General features: G+C 74.9%; 33 protein-coding genes. All 33 read left to right on the top strand.

What is annotated here, in order from left to right:
* The first annotated feature begins 14 nt into the window (after positions 1–14).
* The 33 genes from NFS20_RS20915 (at position 15) to NFS20_RS20755 (ending at position 15,183) form a co-directional block, all read left to right on the top strand.
* Positions 15–572, top strand: coding sequence for a hypothetical protein (locus tag NFS20_RS20915; RefSeq protein WP_251153737.1), 558 nt, complete (start codon positions 15–17; stop codon positions 570–572).
* Positions 572–1,111 carry a hypothetical protein gene (locus tag NFS20_RS20910; RefSeq protein ID WP_251153736.1) on the top strand — a complete coding sequence of 180 codons (540 nt, stop codon included), beginning with the start codon at positions 572–574 and terminating at the stop codon, positions 1,109–1,111. Before NFS20_RS20915 ends, NFS20_RS20910 begins: the two co-directional genes overlap by 1 nt.
* Positions 1,108–1,338 carry a hypothetical protein gene (locus NFS20_RS20905; RefSeq protein ID WP_251153735.1) on the top strand — a complete coding sequence of 77 codons (231 nt, stop codon included), beginning with the start codon at positions 1,108–1,110 and terminating at the stop codon, positions 1,336–1,338. The genes NFS20_RS20910 and NFS20_RS20905 overlap by 4 nt, the downstream gene beginning before the upstream one ends.
* The gene (locus NFS20_RS20900; protein ID WP_251153734.1) at positions 1,335–2,264 is read left to right on the top strand and encodes a hypothetical protein; all 930 of its coding nucleotides are present in this window, start codon (positions 1,335–1,337) and stop codon (positions 2,262–2,264) included. Before NFS20_RS20905 ends, NFS20_RS20900 begins: the two co-directional genes overlap by 4 nt.
* Positions 2,261–2,776 (top strand): hypothetical protein, encoded by a 516-nt coding sequence (locus tag NFS20_RS20895; RefSeq protein WP_251153733.1) that lies wholly within the window; start codon positions 2,261–2,263, stop codon positions 2,774–2,776. The genes NFS20_RS20900 and NFS20_RS20895 overlap by 4 nt, the downstream gene beginning before the upstream one ends.
* A gap of 71 nt (positions 2,777–2,847) precedes the next feature.
* On the top strand, positions 2,848–3,129 hold the full coding sequence (locus NFS20_RS20890; protein ID WP_251153732.1) for a hypothetical protein: 282 nt from the start codon (positions 2,848–2,850) through the stop codon (positions 3,127–3,129).
* The gene (locus NFS20_RS20885; RefSeq protein ID WP_251153731.1) at positions 3,126–3,713 is read left to right on the top strand and encodes a hypothetical protein; all 588 of its coding nucleotides are present in this window, start codon (positions 3,126–3,128) and stop codon (positions 3,711–3,713) included. Before NFS20_RS20890 ends, NFS20_RS20885 begins: the two co-directional genes overlap by 4 nt.
* Positions 3,710–4,075, top strand: a complete 366-nt coding sequence (locus tag NFS20_RS20880) for a hypothetical protein (protein WP_251153730.1) — start codon at positions 3,710–3,712, stop codon at positions 4,073–4,075. The genes NFS20_RS20885 and NFS20_RS20880 overlap by 4 nt, the downstream gene beginning before the upstream one ends.
* A 33-nt stretch (positions 4,076–4,108) precedes the next feature.
* Positions 4,109–4,741, top strand: a complete 633-nt coding sequence (locus NFS20_RS20875) for a hypothetical protein (RefSeq protein ID WP_251153729.1) — start codon at positions 4,109–4,111, stop codon at positions 4,739–4,741.
* Entirely contained in the window at positions 4,738–5,253 is a 516-nt protein-coding gene (locus NFS20_RS20870) for a hypothetical protein (protein WP_251153728.1), read from the top strand. Before NFS20_RS20875 ends, NFS20_RS20870 begins: the two co-directional genes overlap by 4 nt.
* Entirely contained in the window at positions 5,250–5,441 is a 192-nt protein-coding gene (locus tag NFS20_RS20865; RefSeq protein WP_251153727.1) for a hypothetical protein, read from the top strand. Before NFS20_RS20870 ends, NFS20_RS20865 begins: the two co-directional genes overlap by 4 nt.
* A 32-nt stretch (positions 5,442–5,473) precedes the next feature.
* Positions 5,474–5,992, top strand: coding sequence for a hypothetical protein (locus NFS20_RS20860; protein WP_251153726.1), 519 nt, complete (start codon positions 5,474–5,476; stop codon positions 5,990–5,992).
* Positions 5,993–6,033: 41 nt separating this feature from the next.
* Positions 6,034–6,342 (top strand): hypothetical protein, encoded by a 309-nt coding sequence (locus tag NFS20_RS20855; protein WP_251153725.1) that lies wholly within the window; start codon positions 6,034–6,036, stop codon positions 6,340–6,342.
* A complete protein-coding gene (locus NFS20_RS20850; protein ID WP_251153724.1) occupies positions 6,339–6,890 on the top strand; it encodes a hypothetical protein in 552 nt (183 codons plus the stop codon). The genes NFS20_RS20855 and NFS20_RS20850 overlap by 4 nt, the downstream gene beginning before the upstream one ends.
* Positions 6,887–7,444 (top strand): HD domain-containing protein, encoded by a 558-nt coding sequence (locus NFS20_RS20845; RefSeq protein ID WP_251153723.1) that lies wholly within the window; start codon positions 6,887–6,889, stop codon positions 7,442–7,444. Before NFS20_RS20850 ends, NFS20_RS20845 begins: the two co-directional genes overlap by 4 nt.
* Positions 7,441–8,094: a hypothetical protein gene (locus tag NFS20_RS20840; RefSeq protein WP_251153722.1), complete on the top strand. Its 654-nt coding sequence runs from the start codon at positions 7,441–7,443 to the stop codon at positions 8,092–8,094. Before NFS20_RS20845 ends, NFS20_RS20840 begins: the two co-directional genes overlap by 4 nt.
* Complete coding sequence (locus tag NFS20_RS20835; RefSeq protein WP_251153721.1) at positions 8,091–8,345, top strand: hypothetical protein; 255 nt, start codon at positions 8,091–8,093, stop codon at positions 8,343–8,345. The genes NFS20_RS20840 and NFS20_RS20835 overlap by 4 nt, the downstream gene beginning before the upstream one ends.
* 26 nt (positions 8,346–8,371) lie before the next feature.
* Entirely contained in the window at positions 8,372–8,671 is a 300-nt protein-coding gene (locus NFS20_RS20830) for a hypothetical protein (RefSeq protein WP_251153720.1), read from the top strand.
* A 23-nt stretch (positions 8,672–8,694) separates the two neighbouring features.
* Positions 8,695–9,021, top strand: a complete 327-nt coding sequence (locus tag NFS20_RS20825; RefSeq protein ID WP_251153719.1) for a hypothetical protein — start codon at positions 8,695–8,697, stop codon at positions 9,019–9,021.
* Positions 9,018–9,200: a hypothetical protein gene (locus NFS20_RS20820; protein WP_251153718.1), complete on the top strand. Its 183-nt coding sequence runs from the start codon at positions 9,018–9,020 to the stop codon at positions 9,198–9,200. Before NFS20_RS20825 ends, NFS20_RS20820 begins: the two co-directional genes overlap by 4 nt.
* Positions 9,200–9,358, top strand: coding sequence for a hypothetical protein (locus tag NFS20_RS20815; protein WP_251153717.1), 159 nt, complete (start codon positions 9,200–9,202; stop codon positions 9,356–9,358). Before NFS20_RS20820 ends, NFS20_RS20815 begins: the two co-directional genes overlap by 1 nt.
* Complete coding sequence (locus NFS20_RS20810) at positions 9,355–9,906, top strand: hypothetical protein (protein ID WP_251153716.1); 552 nt, start codon at positions 9,355–9,357, stop codon at positions 9,904–9,906. Before NFS20_RS20815 ends, NFS20_RS20810 begins: the two co-directional genes overlap by 4 nt.
* Positions 9,906–10,655 (top strand): J domain-containing protein, encoded by a 750-nt coding sequence (locus tag NFS20_RS20805; RefSeq protein ID WP_251153715.1) that lies wholly within the window; start codon positions 9,906–9,908, stop codon positions 10,653–10,655. The genes NFS20_RS20810 and NFS20_RS20805 overlap by 1 nt, the downstream gene beginning before the upstream one ends.
* Before the next feature lie 49 nt (positions 10,656–10,704).
* Positions 10,705–11,631, top strand: a complete 927-nt coding sequence (locus NFS20_RS20800; protein ID WP_251153714.1) for an NAD(P)/FAD-dependent oxidoreductase — start codon at positions 10,705–10,707, stop codon at positions 11,629–11,631.
* Positions 11,628–11,870 carry a hypothetical protein gene (locus tag NFS20_RS20795; protein ID WP_251153713.1) on the top strand — a complete coding sequence of 81 codons (243 nt, stop codon included), beginning with the start codon at positions 11,628–11,630 and terminating at the stop codon, positions 11,868–11,870. The genes NFS20_RS20800 and NFS20_RS20795 overlap by 4 nt, the downstream gene beginning before the upstream one ends.
* Positions 11,867–12,025: a hypothetical protein gene (locus tag NFS20_RS20790; protein WP_251153712.1), complete on the top strand. Its 159-nt coding sequence runs from the start codon at positions 11,867–11,869 to the stop codon at positions 12,023–12,025. The genes NFS20_RS20795 and NFS20_RS20790 overlap by 4 nt, the downstream gene beginning before the upstream one ends.
* Before the next feature lie 77 nt (positions 12,026–12,102).
* Positions 12,103–13,089: an ATP-dependent DNA ligase gene (locus tag NFS20_RS20785; protein ID WP_251153711.1), complete on the top strand. Its 987-nt coding sequence runs from the start codon at positions 12,103–12,105 to the stop codon at positions 13,087–13,089.
* A 28-nt stretch (positions 13,090–13,117) separates the two neighbouring features.
* On the top strand, positions 13,118–13,348 hold the full coding sequence (locus tag NFS20_RS20780; RefSeq protein WP_251153710.1) for a hypothetical protein: 231 nt from the start codon (positions 13,118–13,120) through the stop codon (positions 13,346–13,348).
* A complete protein-coding gene (locus NFS20_RS20775; RefSeq protein ID WP_251153709.1) occupies positions 13,345–13,662 on the top strand; it encodes a hypothetical protein in 318 nt (105 codons plus the stop codon). Before NFS20_RS20780 ends, NFS20_RS20775 begins: the two co-directional genes overlap by 4 nt.
* On the top strand, positions 13,659–14,285 hold the full coding sequence (locus NFS20_RS20770) for a hypothetical protein (protein WP_251153708.1): 627 nt from the start codon (positions 13,659–13,661) through the stop codon (positions 14,283–14,285). The genes NFS20_RS20775 and NFS20_RS20770 overlap by 4 nt, the downstream gene beginning before the upstream one ends.
* Positions 14,286–14,351: 66 nt before the next feature.
* On the top strand, positions 14,352–14,651 hold the full coding sequence (locus tag NFS20_RS20765) for a DUF3039 domain-containing protein (RefSeq protein WP_251153707.1): 300 nt from the start codon (positions 14,352–14,354) through the stop codon (positions 14,649–14,651).
* Positions 14,648–14,929 carry a hypothetical protein gene (locus NFS20_RS20760; RefSeq protein ID WP_251153706.1) on the top strand — a complete coding sequence of 94 codons (282 nt, stop codon included), beginning with the start codon at positions 14,648–14,650 and terminating at the stop codon, positions 14,927–14,929. The genes NFS20_RS20765 and NFS20_RS20760 overlap by 4 nt, the downstream gene beginning before the upstream one ends.
* Positions 14,926–15,183 carry a hypothetical protein gene (locus NFS20_RS20755; protein ID WP_251153705.1) on the top strand — a complete coding sequence of 86 codons (258 nt, stop codon included), beginning with the start codon at positions 14,926–14,928 and terminating at the stop codon, positions 15,181–15,183. Before NFS20_RS20760 ends, NFS20_RS20755 begins: the two co-directional genes overlap by 4 nt.
* Positions 15,184–15,187: the final 4 nt, after the last annotated feature.

Here is a 15,187-nt window from a genome sequence, read left to right as displayed (position 1 = left end):
CACATCAGCAGTGCATGGACCTCACCGACTACACGCCGCCGGCGACCGACATCGAGCCGGGCGAGGCCGCCCGGCTCCTGGAGCTCGCAGCCGCCGAGGGCGACTGGCAGAAGGTTGCCGCGGTGGCGTCCGCGCTGCGCGAGCTCGACGACGCCAGGAGCGACCCGCTGGCCCATGCCCGCCAGCTCGCTGCCGCCCAGGCCGAGCTGCGCGAGCAGGGCGCGGTGTCCGCCCGCCTGGCCGCGGCGAAGGTCGACCCGACCCCGCTGCAGGCCCTCGCCGAGTCGTTCCACGGCGCCACCCTGGTCGACCGGATCGGGATCGACCTGATGCTCGCCTGGGCCAAGGCCGACCCGCGCTCGATCGTCGCCCAGCACCCGACCTCGTTCGTCGCGACGTTCGCCGACATGTCCCGAGCCGTCGTCGACACGCACAACGGGACGCTCACCGGGGTCGCCCGGCTCGTGCACGAGTACATCGAGACCGGTGGGCAGGCCTACGAGATCGTCCGGGCCGACCGCGCCCTGACCGCCCTGTTCCACACCAAGCCGACGAAGCCGGAGGACAAGTGATGCCCACGCCGACCCCCGAGAACCTCCAGGCCGTCGCCGACGCCCTGCACGAGGCCGGCTGGGCCCTGAACGCCGGGCACGCCGCGAAGATGGCCGCCGTGGCGCTCGGCGCGCTGCCCGCACCCGCGCCGCAGTCCGCCGGGGCGTCGTGCGGCGCGCGGTACTGCACCGCCGACGCGCAGGTCGGCCCGCACCGCCACGGCGACGGCGTCATCACCCCGCTCAAGCCCGAGCGCAAGGCACTCGAGGACGCCGCCCGCGACGCGTACACAGCCGCGGTCGACGGCAGGCGCCTGGGCGACGTCTGGTCCGAGGTCGTCGACGCCGTGCTCGCCGCCAACCCCGCCCTGGCCGTCCAGTACGGTGCGCGCCGCGACTTCGACGACAAGGTCGTGTTCTCCGCGCTGGACGTCGCCTCCATCGACCGGTTCATCGCCGACCCGCCGCTGTGGTACCGCGCCCGGACCGAGAACGAGACGTTCACCGTGGTGACCCGACCTGCCCCCGTCGACCCGCCCTGGGCCGTCGCGACGCCATGACCGCAACCACCGACCACGGGAACGTCGACCCGAGGGTCGCCGCGGCGCTGGCCGACATCGCATGCCCCGACTGCGCCGCGGTCGGATCCCTGCAGCTGGTCTGGAAGCTGGAGCCCGCACCGCTGGGCACCTACTCCCTGGCCGGTGTGCAGAACAAGGTCTCCGCCGCCCGGGTGCCATACCTGGAGTGCGCGTGCGGGTTCAGCGAGAGGGGCAAGAACACATGACGAGCACCGACGACGACTACGTCGCGCCCGAGCCGATCACGGTCCACCTGACCCCGGACCACGTCGAGATCGCCGAGTCCGTCGCCATCGACACCCTCGAGAACGACGAGAACGACGGCATGAGCACCTTCGACCTCGGCGTGAAGATCGCCCGCGCCGTGCTGTCGGCCGCCGCCCAGCCGGTCGCCCGCGCCCGCGGCTACTACCAGCCGGACTCCCTGGCCGGGCAGGTCTACGAGCTCGCGAACCGGCTGCGCCAGGACGGGCAGGGCGACCTGGCCGACGAGCTCGACAGGTACGTGGCGGTCCACGGCCGCGCGCCGGCGCCGTCGATGGCCGTCGCGGCGGCGTCCGCCCGGTTCGACAACGACGCCGTGCACGCCTACCGCAACGTGTTCGGCAGCATCACCATCTGGGTTCGCGGGCCCGGCACCGGCGACGAGCCGTGGACCCAGATGGTCCCGGCGCAGTCCGACGTGGACACCGCCCAGGCCACCGACGCCGACGTCGCCGAGTCGATGCTGGGTGCCCTGGCCTACGCCGGCGTGCCGGTGCCCGGGCCCGAGGACACCGCCCGCGCGCTGGCCGCGCCGTGGCGCAAGGTGGACGCACGACCGCTCGGGCACGAGGCCCGACCGGTCGAGGCGGCCGTCGCTGCCGAGCTCGTGCGCTACGGGTTCGTGCCCAAGCAGCTGGACGGGCGCGTGATCGCCAGCGTGCTCGAGGTCGCCGGCCTTCTGGTCGAGGACCTGCCGGCCGAGCGCTCCGTGCCCCAGGGGCTGTGCGCGAACAAGGCCGACCACGCCCCGCACCGCGTCGAGCACGCCCCGGTCGCGGACGGCCCGATGCACTGCCACGGCGACCAGACCCGTCGGATGCCGTGGGCGGCAGAGCAGGCCCAGCGCGCCGCCGGGGTGACGGCGTGAGCGCCCGACTCGCCCGGGAGGCCCGGTGCCTGCTGTCCCGGCACCGGTTCCCTGCCCTGGCCGACGGCTCGACCGGCGCGGTGTGCTCGCGGTGCGGGCGCGCCGAGGCGACCTGGCCGGGGTCCTGGAACCACCGGGTCTACCGGGCGCTGCGGTCGCAGGCCGCCTCGACCGACCGCAGCGGCATGACGACCTTCGGCCCGCCGTTCGTCGCCATGCTCGTGGGGATCCTGGTGGCGGGCGTCGTGATCGGCGTGCACCAAGGTGCCTGGCAGGTCCCGGCGTGGTTCGCCGCGGCGGTGCTGGTCATGTTCGCGCTCGAGGTGCTCTCCCAGCCGAACCGGCGGCGCATGGCGCGCGACGCGGCCGAGAACGCCGAGCTCGCGCGGCAGCTCGCGGCCCGGGGCGACCGGCGCCGCGCGGTCGACTACATCGCGGGGTCCCGGCAGCGGTCGGCGGAGCGCGCGCGCCTGCTGGTCTCGCGCCCGGTCCGCCCGCCCCGGCCCCGCTGAGGACCCGCGGCGGTGCCGCACATACGCCAGAGGGCCGCATGCCGCGGCACTCACCTACCGGACGGAGCACCATGACCAGCGAACGCGGCAACGAGTACGGCGTCATGCCCGCCCCGTGGGGCAAGGGACTGGTGGTGGGGCGGCTGAACAAGGGTCGGACCCGGTTCCTCGACAAGGACGAGTCCGAGGGCGCGACGAGCATGGTCGTCGGCGCGGTCGGGTACTGGGTCGAGCGCCAGTTCGACGGCTCGGCGGTGATCGAGATCGGCGGCAAGCGCGTCACGATCGAGGTCACCGACATCGAGCCTGCCGCGGCCGAGACGGGGCCCGAGACGACGGGCAGCGACCGGTGAGCGCGAGCGTCGTCGAGGCGGCGTACGCCTCGCTGCCCGACTACTCGCTGTCGATGGACCTGGACGACGGGTCCGTGTTCGCCGTCGACATCCACGGCCACGGGTACGACGAGGCCACCATCGAGCTGTTCGTCCAGATGATCGTCGCCAGCGAGAACGAGTACGCCCCGGGCGTCACCGGCTGGGACGTCTCGGAGGTCTGGCGGCGCACCGTGCCGCTGCGCGGGGAATACCAGGGCTCCGGCAAGCACCACTACCAGGGCGCGCCGGGCCCGGGCGCGAAGGCGGTCACCCACCTGCTGCGGGTGCGCGAGACCGAGTTCTGGTGCCACAACCACCCCGACCAGCCCTGGTCGCTCGGCTTCCCCGTCACGTCGCTGGTCGACGGCGAGCAGCAGGCCGCGCGGGCGGTCGCCCGGGCCGAAGCCGAGATCGACCCGCGTCGCACGGTGCAGGTCTCGCGGTGGGAGCACGTGGCCGACGCGATCACGTTCTGCCGCCCGTGCGCCTACGCGATCCGTGACCGGCTGATCGAGGCGCGCCACTTCCCCGTCGCGATCGACGCACCCGAGGGTGAGCGGTGAGCGGCGACGTGCGCGCCGCGGCCGCCGAGCTGACGACCGACCTGACCCCGGGCCCGTTCCAGCCGATGTCCGGCTGGGCGCACGCGGTCCCGGCGGCCAAGCGCGAGGCGATCCTGACCGTGGTCGGTGGCCTCGCCCCGGCCCCGGCCGTCCCGGGCGGCCCACCGGCACCGGGCGAGGCCGTGATCGAGCCGCACGTGCTCACCCACGTCCAGCGGGTCCGTGAGCACCTGGACGCCGAGCACGCCCGCACGGCCCGCGATCGGTTCACCCCGACCGGCGCGTCCCAGGCCCGGGACGTGATCGACACGCTCCTGGTCGCCCTCGCGGACGCCGAGGCGCGCCTGACCTTCCGGGGGTGAACGGCGCGGCGAGGTGCCGCACATACGTTCGCCATGACCGACACCGCGCCTGCGCCGACCATCGACGGCGCCCCCGTGACCTGCCTGTGCGGCGGCACCGCGTTCACGCCGGCGCTGCCCGGCCTGGTGCAGTGCACCGCGTGCCACGAGCTGTTCGATACCTCCGGGTTCGACGCGCCGACCGAGCCGGACCACCGAGTCGCTGACGCGGCGCGCGCCGACGACCCGGTGGTCCGCTCGCTCGAGGAGGCGTTCGAGCAGCTCACGTCGCCCGAGGCTCGCGCGCAGGTCGACCGGCTGATCCGTGATGCCCGCGCCACCCCGGTCGCCCCGGACGAGGAGGCCCGCCTGCTCGGCGTGCCGATCGCCCGCGACGACGACGGGCGCCCCACCGCCCGCTACTTCCCGATCGTGCAGGAGCCCAGCGACCTGCAGCAGGTGCTGGTGCGGTACGAGCGCGAGGACCTCGTGCCCGTCGTCGCGGACGGTGCGCGCGTGGACGGCGAGCGGCGCCTGCACGGTGCGGTGCGCCGCGTCCCGGTCATCTGGGACGCGGGCCCCGCGGGTGAGCTCGCCCGCTGCAAGCACGGGCACGTGCGCGTGTCCGCGGCGCTGTCGTGCGCCCAGATCCTTCTCGACGACCTGGCAGGAGCCCAGACCCGATGACAACCTCCGTGCTCGCTGACGTCGCCGTGCCCGTGGTGCACGGCCAGGGCTTCAACCACGTGTGGACCTACCCCGGCACGTACGTGGCGCTGCTCGCCGCGGCCGCCCTGCTGGTGGCCGGGTTCATCTCGATCGGCCGCGCCGACCCGTTCGACTCCCGCGACGACCGGGACACCAGCGGCGGGTTCCTGGTGTTCTGCGGAGCGCTCGTCGCGATCGGTGCGCTGGTGCTGCCGATGTTCGCCTCGTGGCAGGGCGGCACCGGCAAGCAGGTCGAGCAGGCCCGGGCCGCGTTCCAGGCCGGGTTCGACCTGGCGCTGGTCAACGACCCCGACGCCAGCTCCCTGACCACCGCCGAGCCGAAGCTGCCCGTCGAGGAGGGCACGTCCTCCACGGTGCACGCCGTCAGGGACGGCCAGCACCTGGTCTGCCAGGTGTTCGTCGTCGGCGGCGACTACGTGCCCTCGTGCACGGCCGACGGTGCGCCGTTCGACCTGGACGGTGACCGGTGAGCGGCGCGGACGAGCTCGCGCCTGGCCCCGGCGCCCTGGACATGCTGCTGGCCGGCCCGTGGGCGGCCGCGGCCGCCGTCGCGCTGGCCGTGGCCCTGATCGTGACCGGCATGACGCTGCGTCGCGTCGTCGCCAAGGCCCGCGCCGCCCGTTCCACCCTCAACCCGCCTTCGGAGGCCCGTCTGTGATCTCGTTCCGCCCGACCCCCGCCGAGACCCGCTTGGCACACTCTTTCGCGGCGGCCAGCGCGATGCTGGCCCTGGTTGTCACGGCGCTCGTCGTCGGGGTCCAGCTCCTGGCGCGGCACGCGGCCGGCGGGATGCTCGGGGCCCTGGAGTTCATCCCGGGCTACCAGGCCCCGGCCGTCACGGCCGAGGACGTCTCGCAGGCCACGGCCGCGATCCTGGTGCTCACCGCGCTGGGGTACGGCGTCGGGTTGCTGGCCGGGGTGCCGATCGCTGCGCTCGAGCAGCGGCTGTGGCGCGCGAACGCCCTGGGCGTGGACGACATCGTCGCCGCGCTGGACGGCCCTGCGGCCGAGCCCGCGACGACCACCGCGGAGATCCCGGCCGTAGCGCCCGCCGCCGCCGTCGAGCCGCAGGCCCCGGTGCGCGCCGTCGTGCAGTACGGGCACGTGCCCCTCGCCCCGCGCGCCGGCACGTCAGGTGCCCGCCGCCGCATCGCGGCAACCAGGACCCGGTCCGCCGCCCGCGCCCGCGCCCGGTACCGCACACCCTGACGAGCTCGCCGGATCGGTGCGGTGCCGCACATCTCACGGGCGTGAGGCACCGCACCGACCTGGAGGACCCGATGAACGCCACCGCCACCAACCGCTCGACGTTCGTGCGCGAGCTCGCGCTGTTCGCGGCCCGCGTCGCAACCATCACCCTCGCGGCGTCGCTGGCCCTCGCCCTGGTCACCCTGCCGATGGGCGCCGGCCTTCCCGGCATCCTCACCGGCACCGCCTCGCGGTTCACCGACCTGTCCGCCATCGGGCTCGGCGTCATCCTTGGCGAGACGGTCCTGCGGGTGGCCGGCCACCGCCGAGCAGCGCGCCGCGCCGCCACGACCGCCCGGAGCACCCGATGACCGCCCCCGAACTGCCCGACCCGCGCACCGCGCGCCTGATCCGCCACGTCAAGCACGCGGTGTTCGTCCCCACCATCCTCACCATGTACGCCGCGAGCTGCATGGCCCTGCTCACCCTCGGATTCGGCACGGTCGACGACGCCCTGGTGTCCGCAGGCGTGCGCGCCGAGCACGCGCTCGACCCGAACGGCTTCCTCGAGAGCTGGACGTCGATCGTCCTGGTGCTGTGGGTCCGACTGGTGCTGCTCGGCGTGTGCATCGCCGCGGTCGCATGGGTGCTGCCGGTCAGCGCCCGCGACATCGCCCTGGCCGAGCAGTCGCTGCGCGACGAGCACCGCCAGGCCCTGCGGTCCGCCGCCGCCGACGCCGCCCTGGCCGAGAGGCTGCTGCGCGACGAGCGCCACGCCGCGGCCCGGCGCCGGGACGCGATCTCCGCTTCCCGCGCCCGCTCGGTCGCCCGGTCCACGCTGCGGCCGAGCTCCGCCGACCGGCGCGGCCCCCGCTACGACGTGCCGCCCGTGCCACGTGTCGCCGGGGCCCGCCGATGAGCGCCACCGCGCGCCGCGGCGACTGGACGCAGACGTTCACCGGCCGCCAGTTCTGGCCGCTGGATCCCCGCGCCGAGGACATCGACCCGGTCGACGTCGCCCACGCCCTGTCGCTGCAGTGCCGCTACAACGGCATGGTCCGGACCTTTTACTCGGTGGCCGAGCACTGCGTGCTGATGTCGCTGGCGGTCTCGCCCGAGCACGCCCTGCACGCGCTGCTGCACGACGCGACCGAGGCGTACGTCGGCGACATGGTCCGCCCCCTCAAGAACCACCAGCCCGACTTCCGCGCCGCCGAGGACCTCGTGTGGGCCGCCGTGGCCGCCCGGTTCGACGTCGACCCGACCATCCCGGGCGAGGTGCACGACGCCGACGCGCGCATCGTGCTGGACGAGCGCGCCGCGCTGCTGTCCGCCTCCCCCGCCCCGTGGGCGATCGACCACCTCGAGCCCCTCGGTGTGCGGATCCAGGGCTGGACCCCGCCCCAGGCCGAGAACGCCTACCACGCCCGGCTCGTGCAGCTGCTGGCCGCCGACAAGGACGGAACCCGATGACCCTCGACCTGCCGCTGGGCACCACCGTCACCGTCTCGAACGCCGCCGTGCTGGTGCGCCGACGCCGCGGCGAGGGCCGCACCTGGGAGCGAACCCTGCCGCTCCAGCACGACCGGCTGGGCGCGCGCACCGGCATCATCGTCGGGCACCGCACGCTCGCCAACGGGTCCATGAGCGGCGGCGGGTACGAGTGGGAGTCCGGCATCACCGAGCCGGACCACTGGACGGCCGACGAGCACCTGGACGCCTACCTCGTCGCGACCGGCACGCGCACCGCGCTGGTGCGGGTCCTGCCCGGGGACCTGCAGGTCACCAGCGCCCCCGCTCGCGCCGGCCTGGGCGCCCGGGTGCTGATCGACGCGAACGCCGAGCTGGTCAAGACCGGCACCGACGTGTCCTGGGACACCCCGTTCGACCCGGACGCCCCGGACGAGCGGCGCTGGACCGCGGTCGGCGCCGAGTACGGCCCGCGCCCGATGATCGGGTTCGTCGCTGGCACCCGCACCCTCTACGACACCGACGTGCGACGGCCCAGCCCGTACGCGCCCCCGACGGTCACCCGCCGCGGCACCCACGCCGTCACCCTGGTCGCCGTCCACCCGCGCCTGGCACCTCTGCGCATCCCCACCGACCAGGTGGCCGCCGCATGATGGCCCCCGCACCGTCGCGCGTCGTGCACTGGACCCGCGACTGCCCGACCGGCAAGCGCGGCTACATGGACAAGGGCGACGCGAAGAAGGTCGCCTCCGCGATGCGCCGCGAGGGCACCAAGGTCCGCGCCTACCCGTGCGACCAGTGCAGCGAGTTCCACGTCGGGCACATGCCCAAGGCGGTGCGCGACGGCGAGGTGTCCGCCAGCCAGTTCTACGCCCAGAAGGCCGAAGCGACCGCGCCGGTCTGAGCGCCTGCGCCGCACATCAGCACGCCATGACGACGATCACCCTGACCCGCCGCACCGTCACCCAGTCCGCCAAGGTCACCGGCATCGAGCCCGTCGTCGCCGACGGCGAGCCGCGCCTGATGCTGCCGACCGGCGCGACACTCGTGGTCGCCGGCGGGCGCGCCCAGTCCATCGAGCTCGAGGGCACGCTGCTGCGTGAGGACGGCTCCGCGAGCAGGCGAGCCGCCAGCCGCACCTACCACCGCACCTCGTGGTCGGGGTGGGCTCACGTGCCGGGCGACGTCGCGGACCTCGTCGCCGCTCTGGAGGCCGCGGCCCAGCACTGAGCGGTGCCGCACATACACCGGTCATGGACGAGATCGAGATGACCCTGACCGGGCGGTACGAGCGCCTCACCTACGCCGTGGACGACCTGGCGGACGTGCTCCTGCCCCGCGGTCGCGGCATGGCGGTCCGCCCGCGCGAGGTCGTGGTCGAGGTCGTCGACGGCGCGGCCCGCTCGGTGCTGATCCGCGGCCGCATGGTCGCCTCCGACGGCACCCTGGTGGCCGAGTCCACCCACGCGAACTTCACGCTGCTGGCCGACGGCCGCCGCTGGTCGGCCGGGGCGCCCGGCTACGTGCCCACGATGGCCGCCCGCGCCGAGGCCGACTCCCGCGCCAAGGCGGACGCGTGAAGGGGCGCACCAAGCCCCCGGCGAACCACTCCCCCGTGCCGCGCAAGGCCACCGCCGCCGTGCTGTTCGGGTCGCTGTGGCTGACCGGGCGCACCGCGCGGCGCGCCGCGGCTCACGACCTGCGCAACGGGCGCGAGCCCGCCGCCCGCTACAGCACCGGCAAGGGATGGAACGACTGATGGCCGACCAGCCCGTGCCGATCGCGATCTCCGTGCCGACCGGCACCACCACCGACGGCCAGCCCGACATCACCACCACCGTCTACGAGGTGCCGATGGGCGTCCTCGCCGACGTGCTCGACCAGCTCGCCCCGCACCGGAAGGCCTCCACCCGATGACCGAGACCACCACCGCCCCGGCGCCCGAGCAGCGAGAGGTCGCCGCACCCGAGGCACCGGCGACGCCGACCACGCCGTCGCAGATCGCCCACGCCCTGGCCGGCACCACGTTCACCCTGCTGACCTCCGCCGCGTCCTCCGGCAGCCGGTACGTCGGCAAGGCCAACGTCGTCGGCGGGTACGGCGTCGTGGGCGCCAACGCCCACCACGTGCGCCTGCAGATCCTCGAGGCCACCCCGCGCCTGCTGCGCGAGGTCGTCGACGCCCTCGACGTGCGCCTGCCCCCGCTCGGCGGCGGTGACCGCGGCATGCGTCGGGCGATCATCGCGCTCGGCCAGCTCACCGAGCGCGCCGAGGCCGCCGGGCACACCGAGCTCGCGGACAAGGTGACGCGGTTCCTGACCCGTGCCCGGTCCGCCGCGATGTCGGCGACCGGCGAGGCGCACCTGACCCCCTACCGCTGGCGCGCGCACGCCGACGACCAGACGGCCGACGCCCAGGGCCCCGAGCAGACCGAGGCGCTCGTGGGCGCCGGAGCGGAGGCGTGATGGTGGACCTGACGTACTACGACGTGCTCGGGATCGAGCGCGGAGCCGACGAGCAGACCGTTCGCCGCGCGGTGCGCGCCCAGCAGCGCGCCACCCACCCCGACACCACCGGGGTGAACTCCCACGTCCAGTACGACCTGGTGATGAGGGCCGGGCAGACCCTGACCGACCCCGCGAAGCGGGCCGCGTACGACGCGTCCCTGGACGCGCCTGCCGACCCGTGGGCGACGTCCGCCCCGGCAGCTCCCCAGCCCGCAGCGCCCGCGTGGGGTCCGGGCGCCTACGCCGCCGGGCCGCGACCGGCCGCCCCTGCACCCGAGCCGGAGCCGGAGCCGCAGTGGACGGACCCGGGCGGGCCGAACGCGCGCCGCAACACGACCATCTGGCTCGCCGCCGGCGGCACGCTCGCCCTGGCCGGGGTCCTGGTCGCCTCGATCCTGTACCCGACGATGGCGCCGGTCACCTTGCTCGCGGCGCTCGCGCTGTCCGCGGTGGGCGCCTTCACCTGGCGTCGCGGCGGCTGGACCCTCAAGCCGATGCTCGTGACCAACGCCGCCATCGTCGCCCTGGCCCTGATGCTCGCCGCGACCGACCCGACCGGCGGCCCGCCGCTGGAGCACATGGCGCGCCTGGACGCCTGGGACGGGTCGATCGGCCTGCTGCTCGTCCTGATCGGCATCGACGCGGCCACGGTGCGCCTGACGGTGCGCCGACGCGCGCTCTACGAGTGGACGCCCGTCGAGCAGTAGACCCCGCCCGCACCACCCTGAACCGACCCTGCGAACGAAGGACCACCACGTGACCCTGCCCACCACCACCAGCGACGTCCTGATCGTCGGCGGCGGCCCCGCCGGCTTCACCGCCGCGATCTACGCGGTGCGCGCCGGCCTGAGCGTCACCGCCCTGATCGGCATGTCCCAGCCCGGCGGCGCGCTGACCACCACCACCGACGTCGAGAACTACCCCGGCTTCACCGACGGCATCGCCGGCCCGGAGCTCATGGAGGCGATGCAGGCCCAGGCCGAGCGTCTGGGCGCGAACGTCCTGTGCGAGGACGTGACCACGCTGGCGAGCGTCGGCGGCAGCTGGGCGGCGATCACTGAGGACGCCGAGGTGCACGCAGCGCGCGCCGTCATCGTGGCGACCGGCGCCGCGCACAAGCACCTGGGTGTGCCCGGCGAGACCCTGGCCGGGGTGTCCTACTGCGCCACGTGCGACGGGTCGTTCTTCGCCGGCCAGGACGTCGTGGTCGTCGGCGGCGGGGACACCGCGTGCGAGGAGGCGCTGTACCTGGCCCCGCTCGCGTCCTCGGTCACCCTGCTGGTCCGCTCGGGCGCCATGCGCGCCTCGGTCGCGATGCAGGACAAGGTCACCGGCGACGAGCGCATCACCGTGCGCTACGACTCCCCGGTCGCCGAGATCACCGGCCAGGACAAGGTCACCGGCGTGCAGCTCACCAACGGTGAGGCCCTCGCCGCGACGGGCGTGTTCGTCGCCATCGGCCACGTCCCGCGCTCGGAGCTGGCCGCCAAGGCCGGTGCCGCCACTGACGCCGGCGGGTACCTGGTGACCGCCCGCGGCACCGAGCACGTGACGGCCACGACCGTGCCGGGCCTGTTCGCCGCCGGCGACGTCGCCGACCCGACCTACCGGCAGGCGATCACCGCGGCGGCGTCCGGCTGCCAGGCCGCGATCGACGTGCGCCAGTTCCTGGCGGGCGTGTGAGGGCCCTGGCCCGCCTGGCCCGCCGCGGCGCCCGGCCCCGGCGTGCTCGCGCCCAGGCCGGCGGCGGGTTCGTCGTGCTGTGGTGGCCGTGCGCGGGCGACCCGGTGCCGCAGGCGGCCGGTCCGTACACGGAGCAGGACGCGCGCGCCGTGAGGGATGCGCTGCGCGCTCGCCAGTGCCGCGAGCAGAACATGGCGCAGGCGGTGCCGCTCGCCGGTGGCCTGGTCGTACACCGGTGAGCGCGCCCCGGCCCGCGCGCCACGACGAGGAGCCCGCGGCGATCGGGCGCGCGATCGACCGCATCACCGCCCGCCGGCTCAAGGCCGCCAAGGCCAAGGCGTCCCGGTCCGGCAAGGTCGCCGCGAAGGGCAAGGGCGCCAAGCGCTCGAAGTAGCCCGCCCACCTGGCATCACCGTGCAGGTGCCGTCGGGTCGCCCCACGATGGGGTGACCCGACGGAAGGTGCTGGCTCGTGCCGCGTTCGAGGGCGATGCCGTACGACGTCGCCCTCGCGCGCCCCGCCGAGCAGATCCCCGCGCCGACCGCGCTGCCGGGCGGTTGCAGGTACGACCTCAAGTGGGACGGGTACCGCGTTCTGGGGTCCGTCGACGCCGACGGCGCCCACCTGTGGTCACGGCACGGCACCGACCTGTCCGCCACCTTCCCCGAGATCACCGCGGCGCTCGCCGACCAGGTCACCCCCGGTACGGTGCTCGACGGCGAGCTGGTCGCCTGGCGCGGCGGGCGTCTGGCGTTCGAGGTGCTGCAGCAGCGCATGGGCCGCGGCCCGCGCACCGCCGCCGCGGCCGCCCGCACCGCCCCGGCGTCCCTGGTGCTGTTCGACGTGCTCGAGCTCGGCGGCGCCGACGTGCGCCCCCGGGCGTTCGACGACCGCCGAGCCCTGCTGGTCGAGCTCGCCGCGACGTGGAGCCCGCCGCTGAACCTGTCGCCCGTGACCGACGACGTCGAGGAGGCCACCGACTGGTTCGAGGCGTACGCCCCGGCCGGGATCGAGGGCCTGGTCGTCAAGGGCGGCGCCCAGCCGTACCGGGCCGACCGGATCTGGCTCAAGGTCAAGCGCCGCTCGGTCGTCGACGTCGTGGCCGGCGCGGTGACCGGCACCCTGGCTCAGCCGCGCGAGATCGTCGCGGGCCTGCTGGTCGACGGTGAGCTGCGCATCGTGGGTCGCACCACCGCCCTGAACCCCGCGGCTCGCCGCTCGCTCGCGACCCAGCTGCGACCGCCGGCCGGTGAGCACCCGTGGCCGGCCGCGCTCTCCCCGGGCGCGCTCGGGCGCTGGGGCGGGCGCCGCGACCCGGTGGACGTCACGCTCGTCGAGCCGTTCGTCGTGGAGGTCTCCGCCGACGCCGCCTGGTCCGGCACCTCCTACCGCCACCCGCTGAGGTTCGTGCGCTCGCGCCCCGACGTCCCGATCGACGAGGCCCGCCCGCCCGCGTGAGTCGGCCCGTGCCGCACATCAGCACGGCATGAGCCTGACCATCGACTCGGCGACGGCCGTGCCCGGCCCGACCATGCAGCAGCTGGACGCCGCGACGAACGACCTCGCCGACGCGCTCGCCGAGGCCAGCGACGGGTTCGCCGACGTGCCGCAGTACGTGCTGTCCGCCGCGGTGCGCCTGCTGGCGTTCGGCACCGACGGCGGACGCACGTTCGAGCACCTGCGCGCCGTGCTTGCCACCCCAGGGCGTGCCTCGTGACCCGCAACGACATCGACCAGGAGGACCCCACCATGCAGGACCAGGCCACCAGCACCACGCCGCAGCCCCGCCCGCCCGCCTCGGGCAAACTCTTGAAGCCCGCGCACGACGAGCGGTTCCGCGAGCGGATCAAGACCGCCGCCGCGTGGGAGGCCGACAGCGGCCGGCGCGTGTCGCGCAACGACCCCGACTCGGCCGGGCACGCCATCCTGCGCCAGCACATGCGCCGCGCCGCCAACGGCAAGGGCACGTTCGTCTGGACGCCCGAGCGTGAGGCGTACGCCGACGAGCACTGGCCGGCCTGGCGCGCGTGAGCACCCCGCCGGTGTTGCGCGACCCGCAGCTGCGTGCGCTGCTCGTGGCGCACCTTGGCCCCGACGGGCACCGCAACCGGGTCCGGCACGAGGTCGAGGTGCGCTGGAGCACCCCGGTGCGCATCGACGTGTTGGCCGTCACCGGGGACGACCCGCTGGCGCCCTCCGGGCTGCGCGGCGGGCTGATGCAGGCGTTCGAGATCAAGTCCGACGTCGACTCCGTCGCGCGCCTGGCACGCCAGGTCATCGGGTACGAGCAGGTCGCGCCCCGCTGCTGGCTGGTGACCGGTCCGCGCCACCACGCCAAGGCGGCCGCGATGCTGCCCGCACACTGGGGCGTGCTCGTGCCCGGCCCAGGCGCCGTGCTGGTCGTGGACCGGCCCGCGGGCGACAACCCCGCGTGGAGCGCCCTGGCGGCGATGTCGCTCGTCGTGGACGTCACGGCGCTGCGCGCGCTCGCGAAGGTCGCGGACCCGGGCCTGCGCTCGACGACCGGCATGGGCGTGGACGACCTGCGCGCCCACTTCGTCGACCATGCGCCGGCCGAGTGGGTGGCCGAGGTCGTGCGAGCTCACGCCGTCCCGCGCCCGGTCATGGATCACGGGGCACGTCGGCGACGCTGACCTGCCGCACATCTGCTCGGCGTAGCCCGGCGCGCACCGCGCCGGCACCAGACCCTGGGAGCCCCGATGTCCGCGCTCGACACCTCGTCCGACACCACGACCGACACCGAGATCCTGCCGTTCGAGGACGTCGACGACCCCGAGCACCGCGCGCACTACATCCGCCCGTTCGACAACGTCCACATCACCGGGCCCGACATGGCGATGAGCGCGAAGGACATCTCCGACACCGCCCGCCTGCTCGGCCTCGAGGTCGTGGCGCTGTGCGGGTTCCGGTGGGTGCCCAAGGCTAACCCGACCAAGCACCAGGTGTGCGAGGCGTGCGTCGAGGTCGGCGTGCAGATCCGCCTCGGGAACCGCCAGTGACCCGCCCGGCCGCCGCCGCGACCCCGGTCCTGGACGCGCGGGCGGACCTGGCGATCGCGCCGGGCACCCACCTGCTCGACGGTGCGCTCGCCGTGCGCGAGCCGCAGTGGGACACCGCGGACGGCGAGCAGGCGTGGCGCCTGGTGATCCCGTGCACGGCCGCGCGGTGCTTCCACCCGATCCACGGGTTCGGCAAGCCGCACGGGCGCGCGCACCTGACCTGGCTGCGGCCGGGCGAGACCCAGCCCGCGCCGTTGCGCTCGCAGCCGGTGCGATGAGCGCGACCGAGTGGGCGCTGCACGTCGCGCTGCTGGTCGCCGGGTACCTCGCCGGGCGCTTGCGGCCGGTGCGCGCCCTGGTCGACTGGAACTGGGACCGCACGATCCGCTCGCCGGACGCGAACGGCGCCGACCTGGTGCTGTGGGTCGTGCTGAACCCGATCAAGGCCGCCCGGACGCTGCGGCGACGAGACGAGGTCGAGCAGGTGAACGACCCGCAGGTCGGTGAGCGGTGGCGCACGCCGCGCGACTGAGTCC

The organism is Cellulosimicrobium sp. Marseille-Q4280, from assembly GCF_943181405.1.
Taxonomy (GTDB): Bacteria; Actinomycetota; Actinomycetes; order Actinomycetales; family Cellulomonadaceae; genus Cellulosimicrobium.
This window is presented reverse-complemented; position numbering and strand designations above follow the sequence as displayed.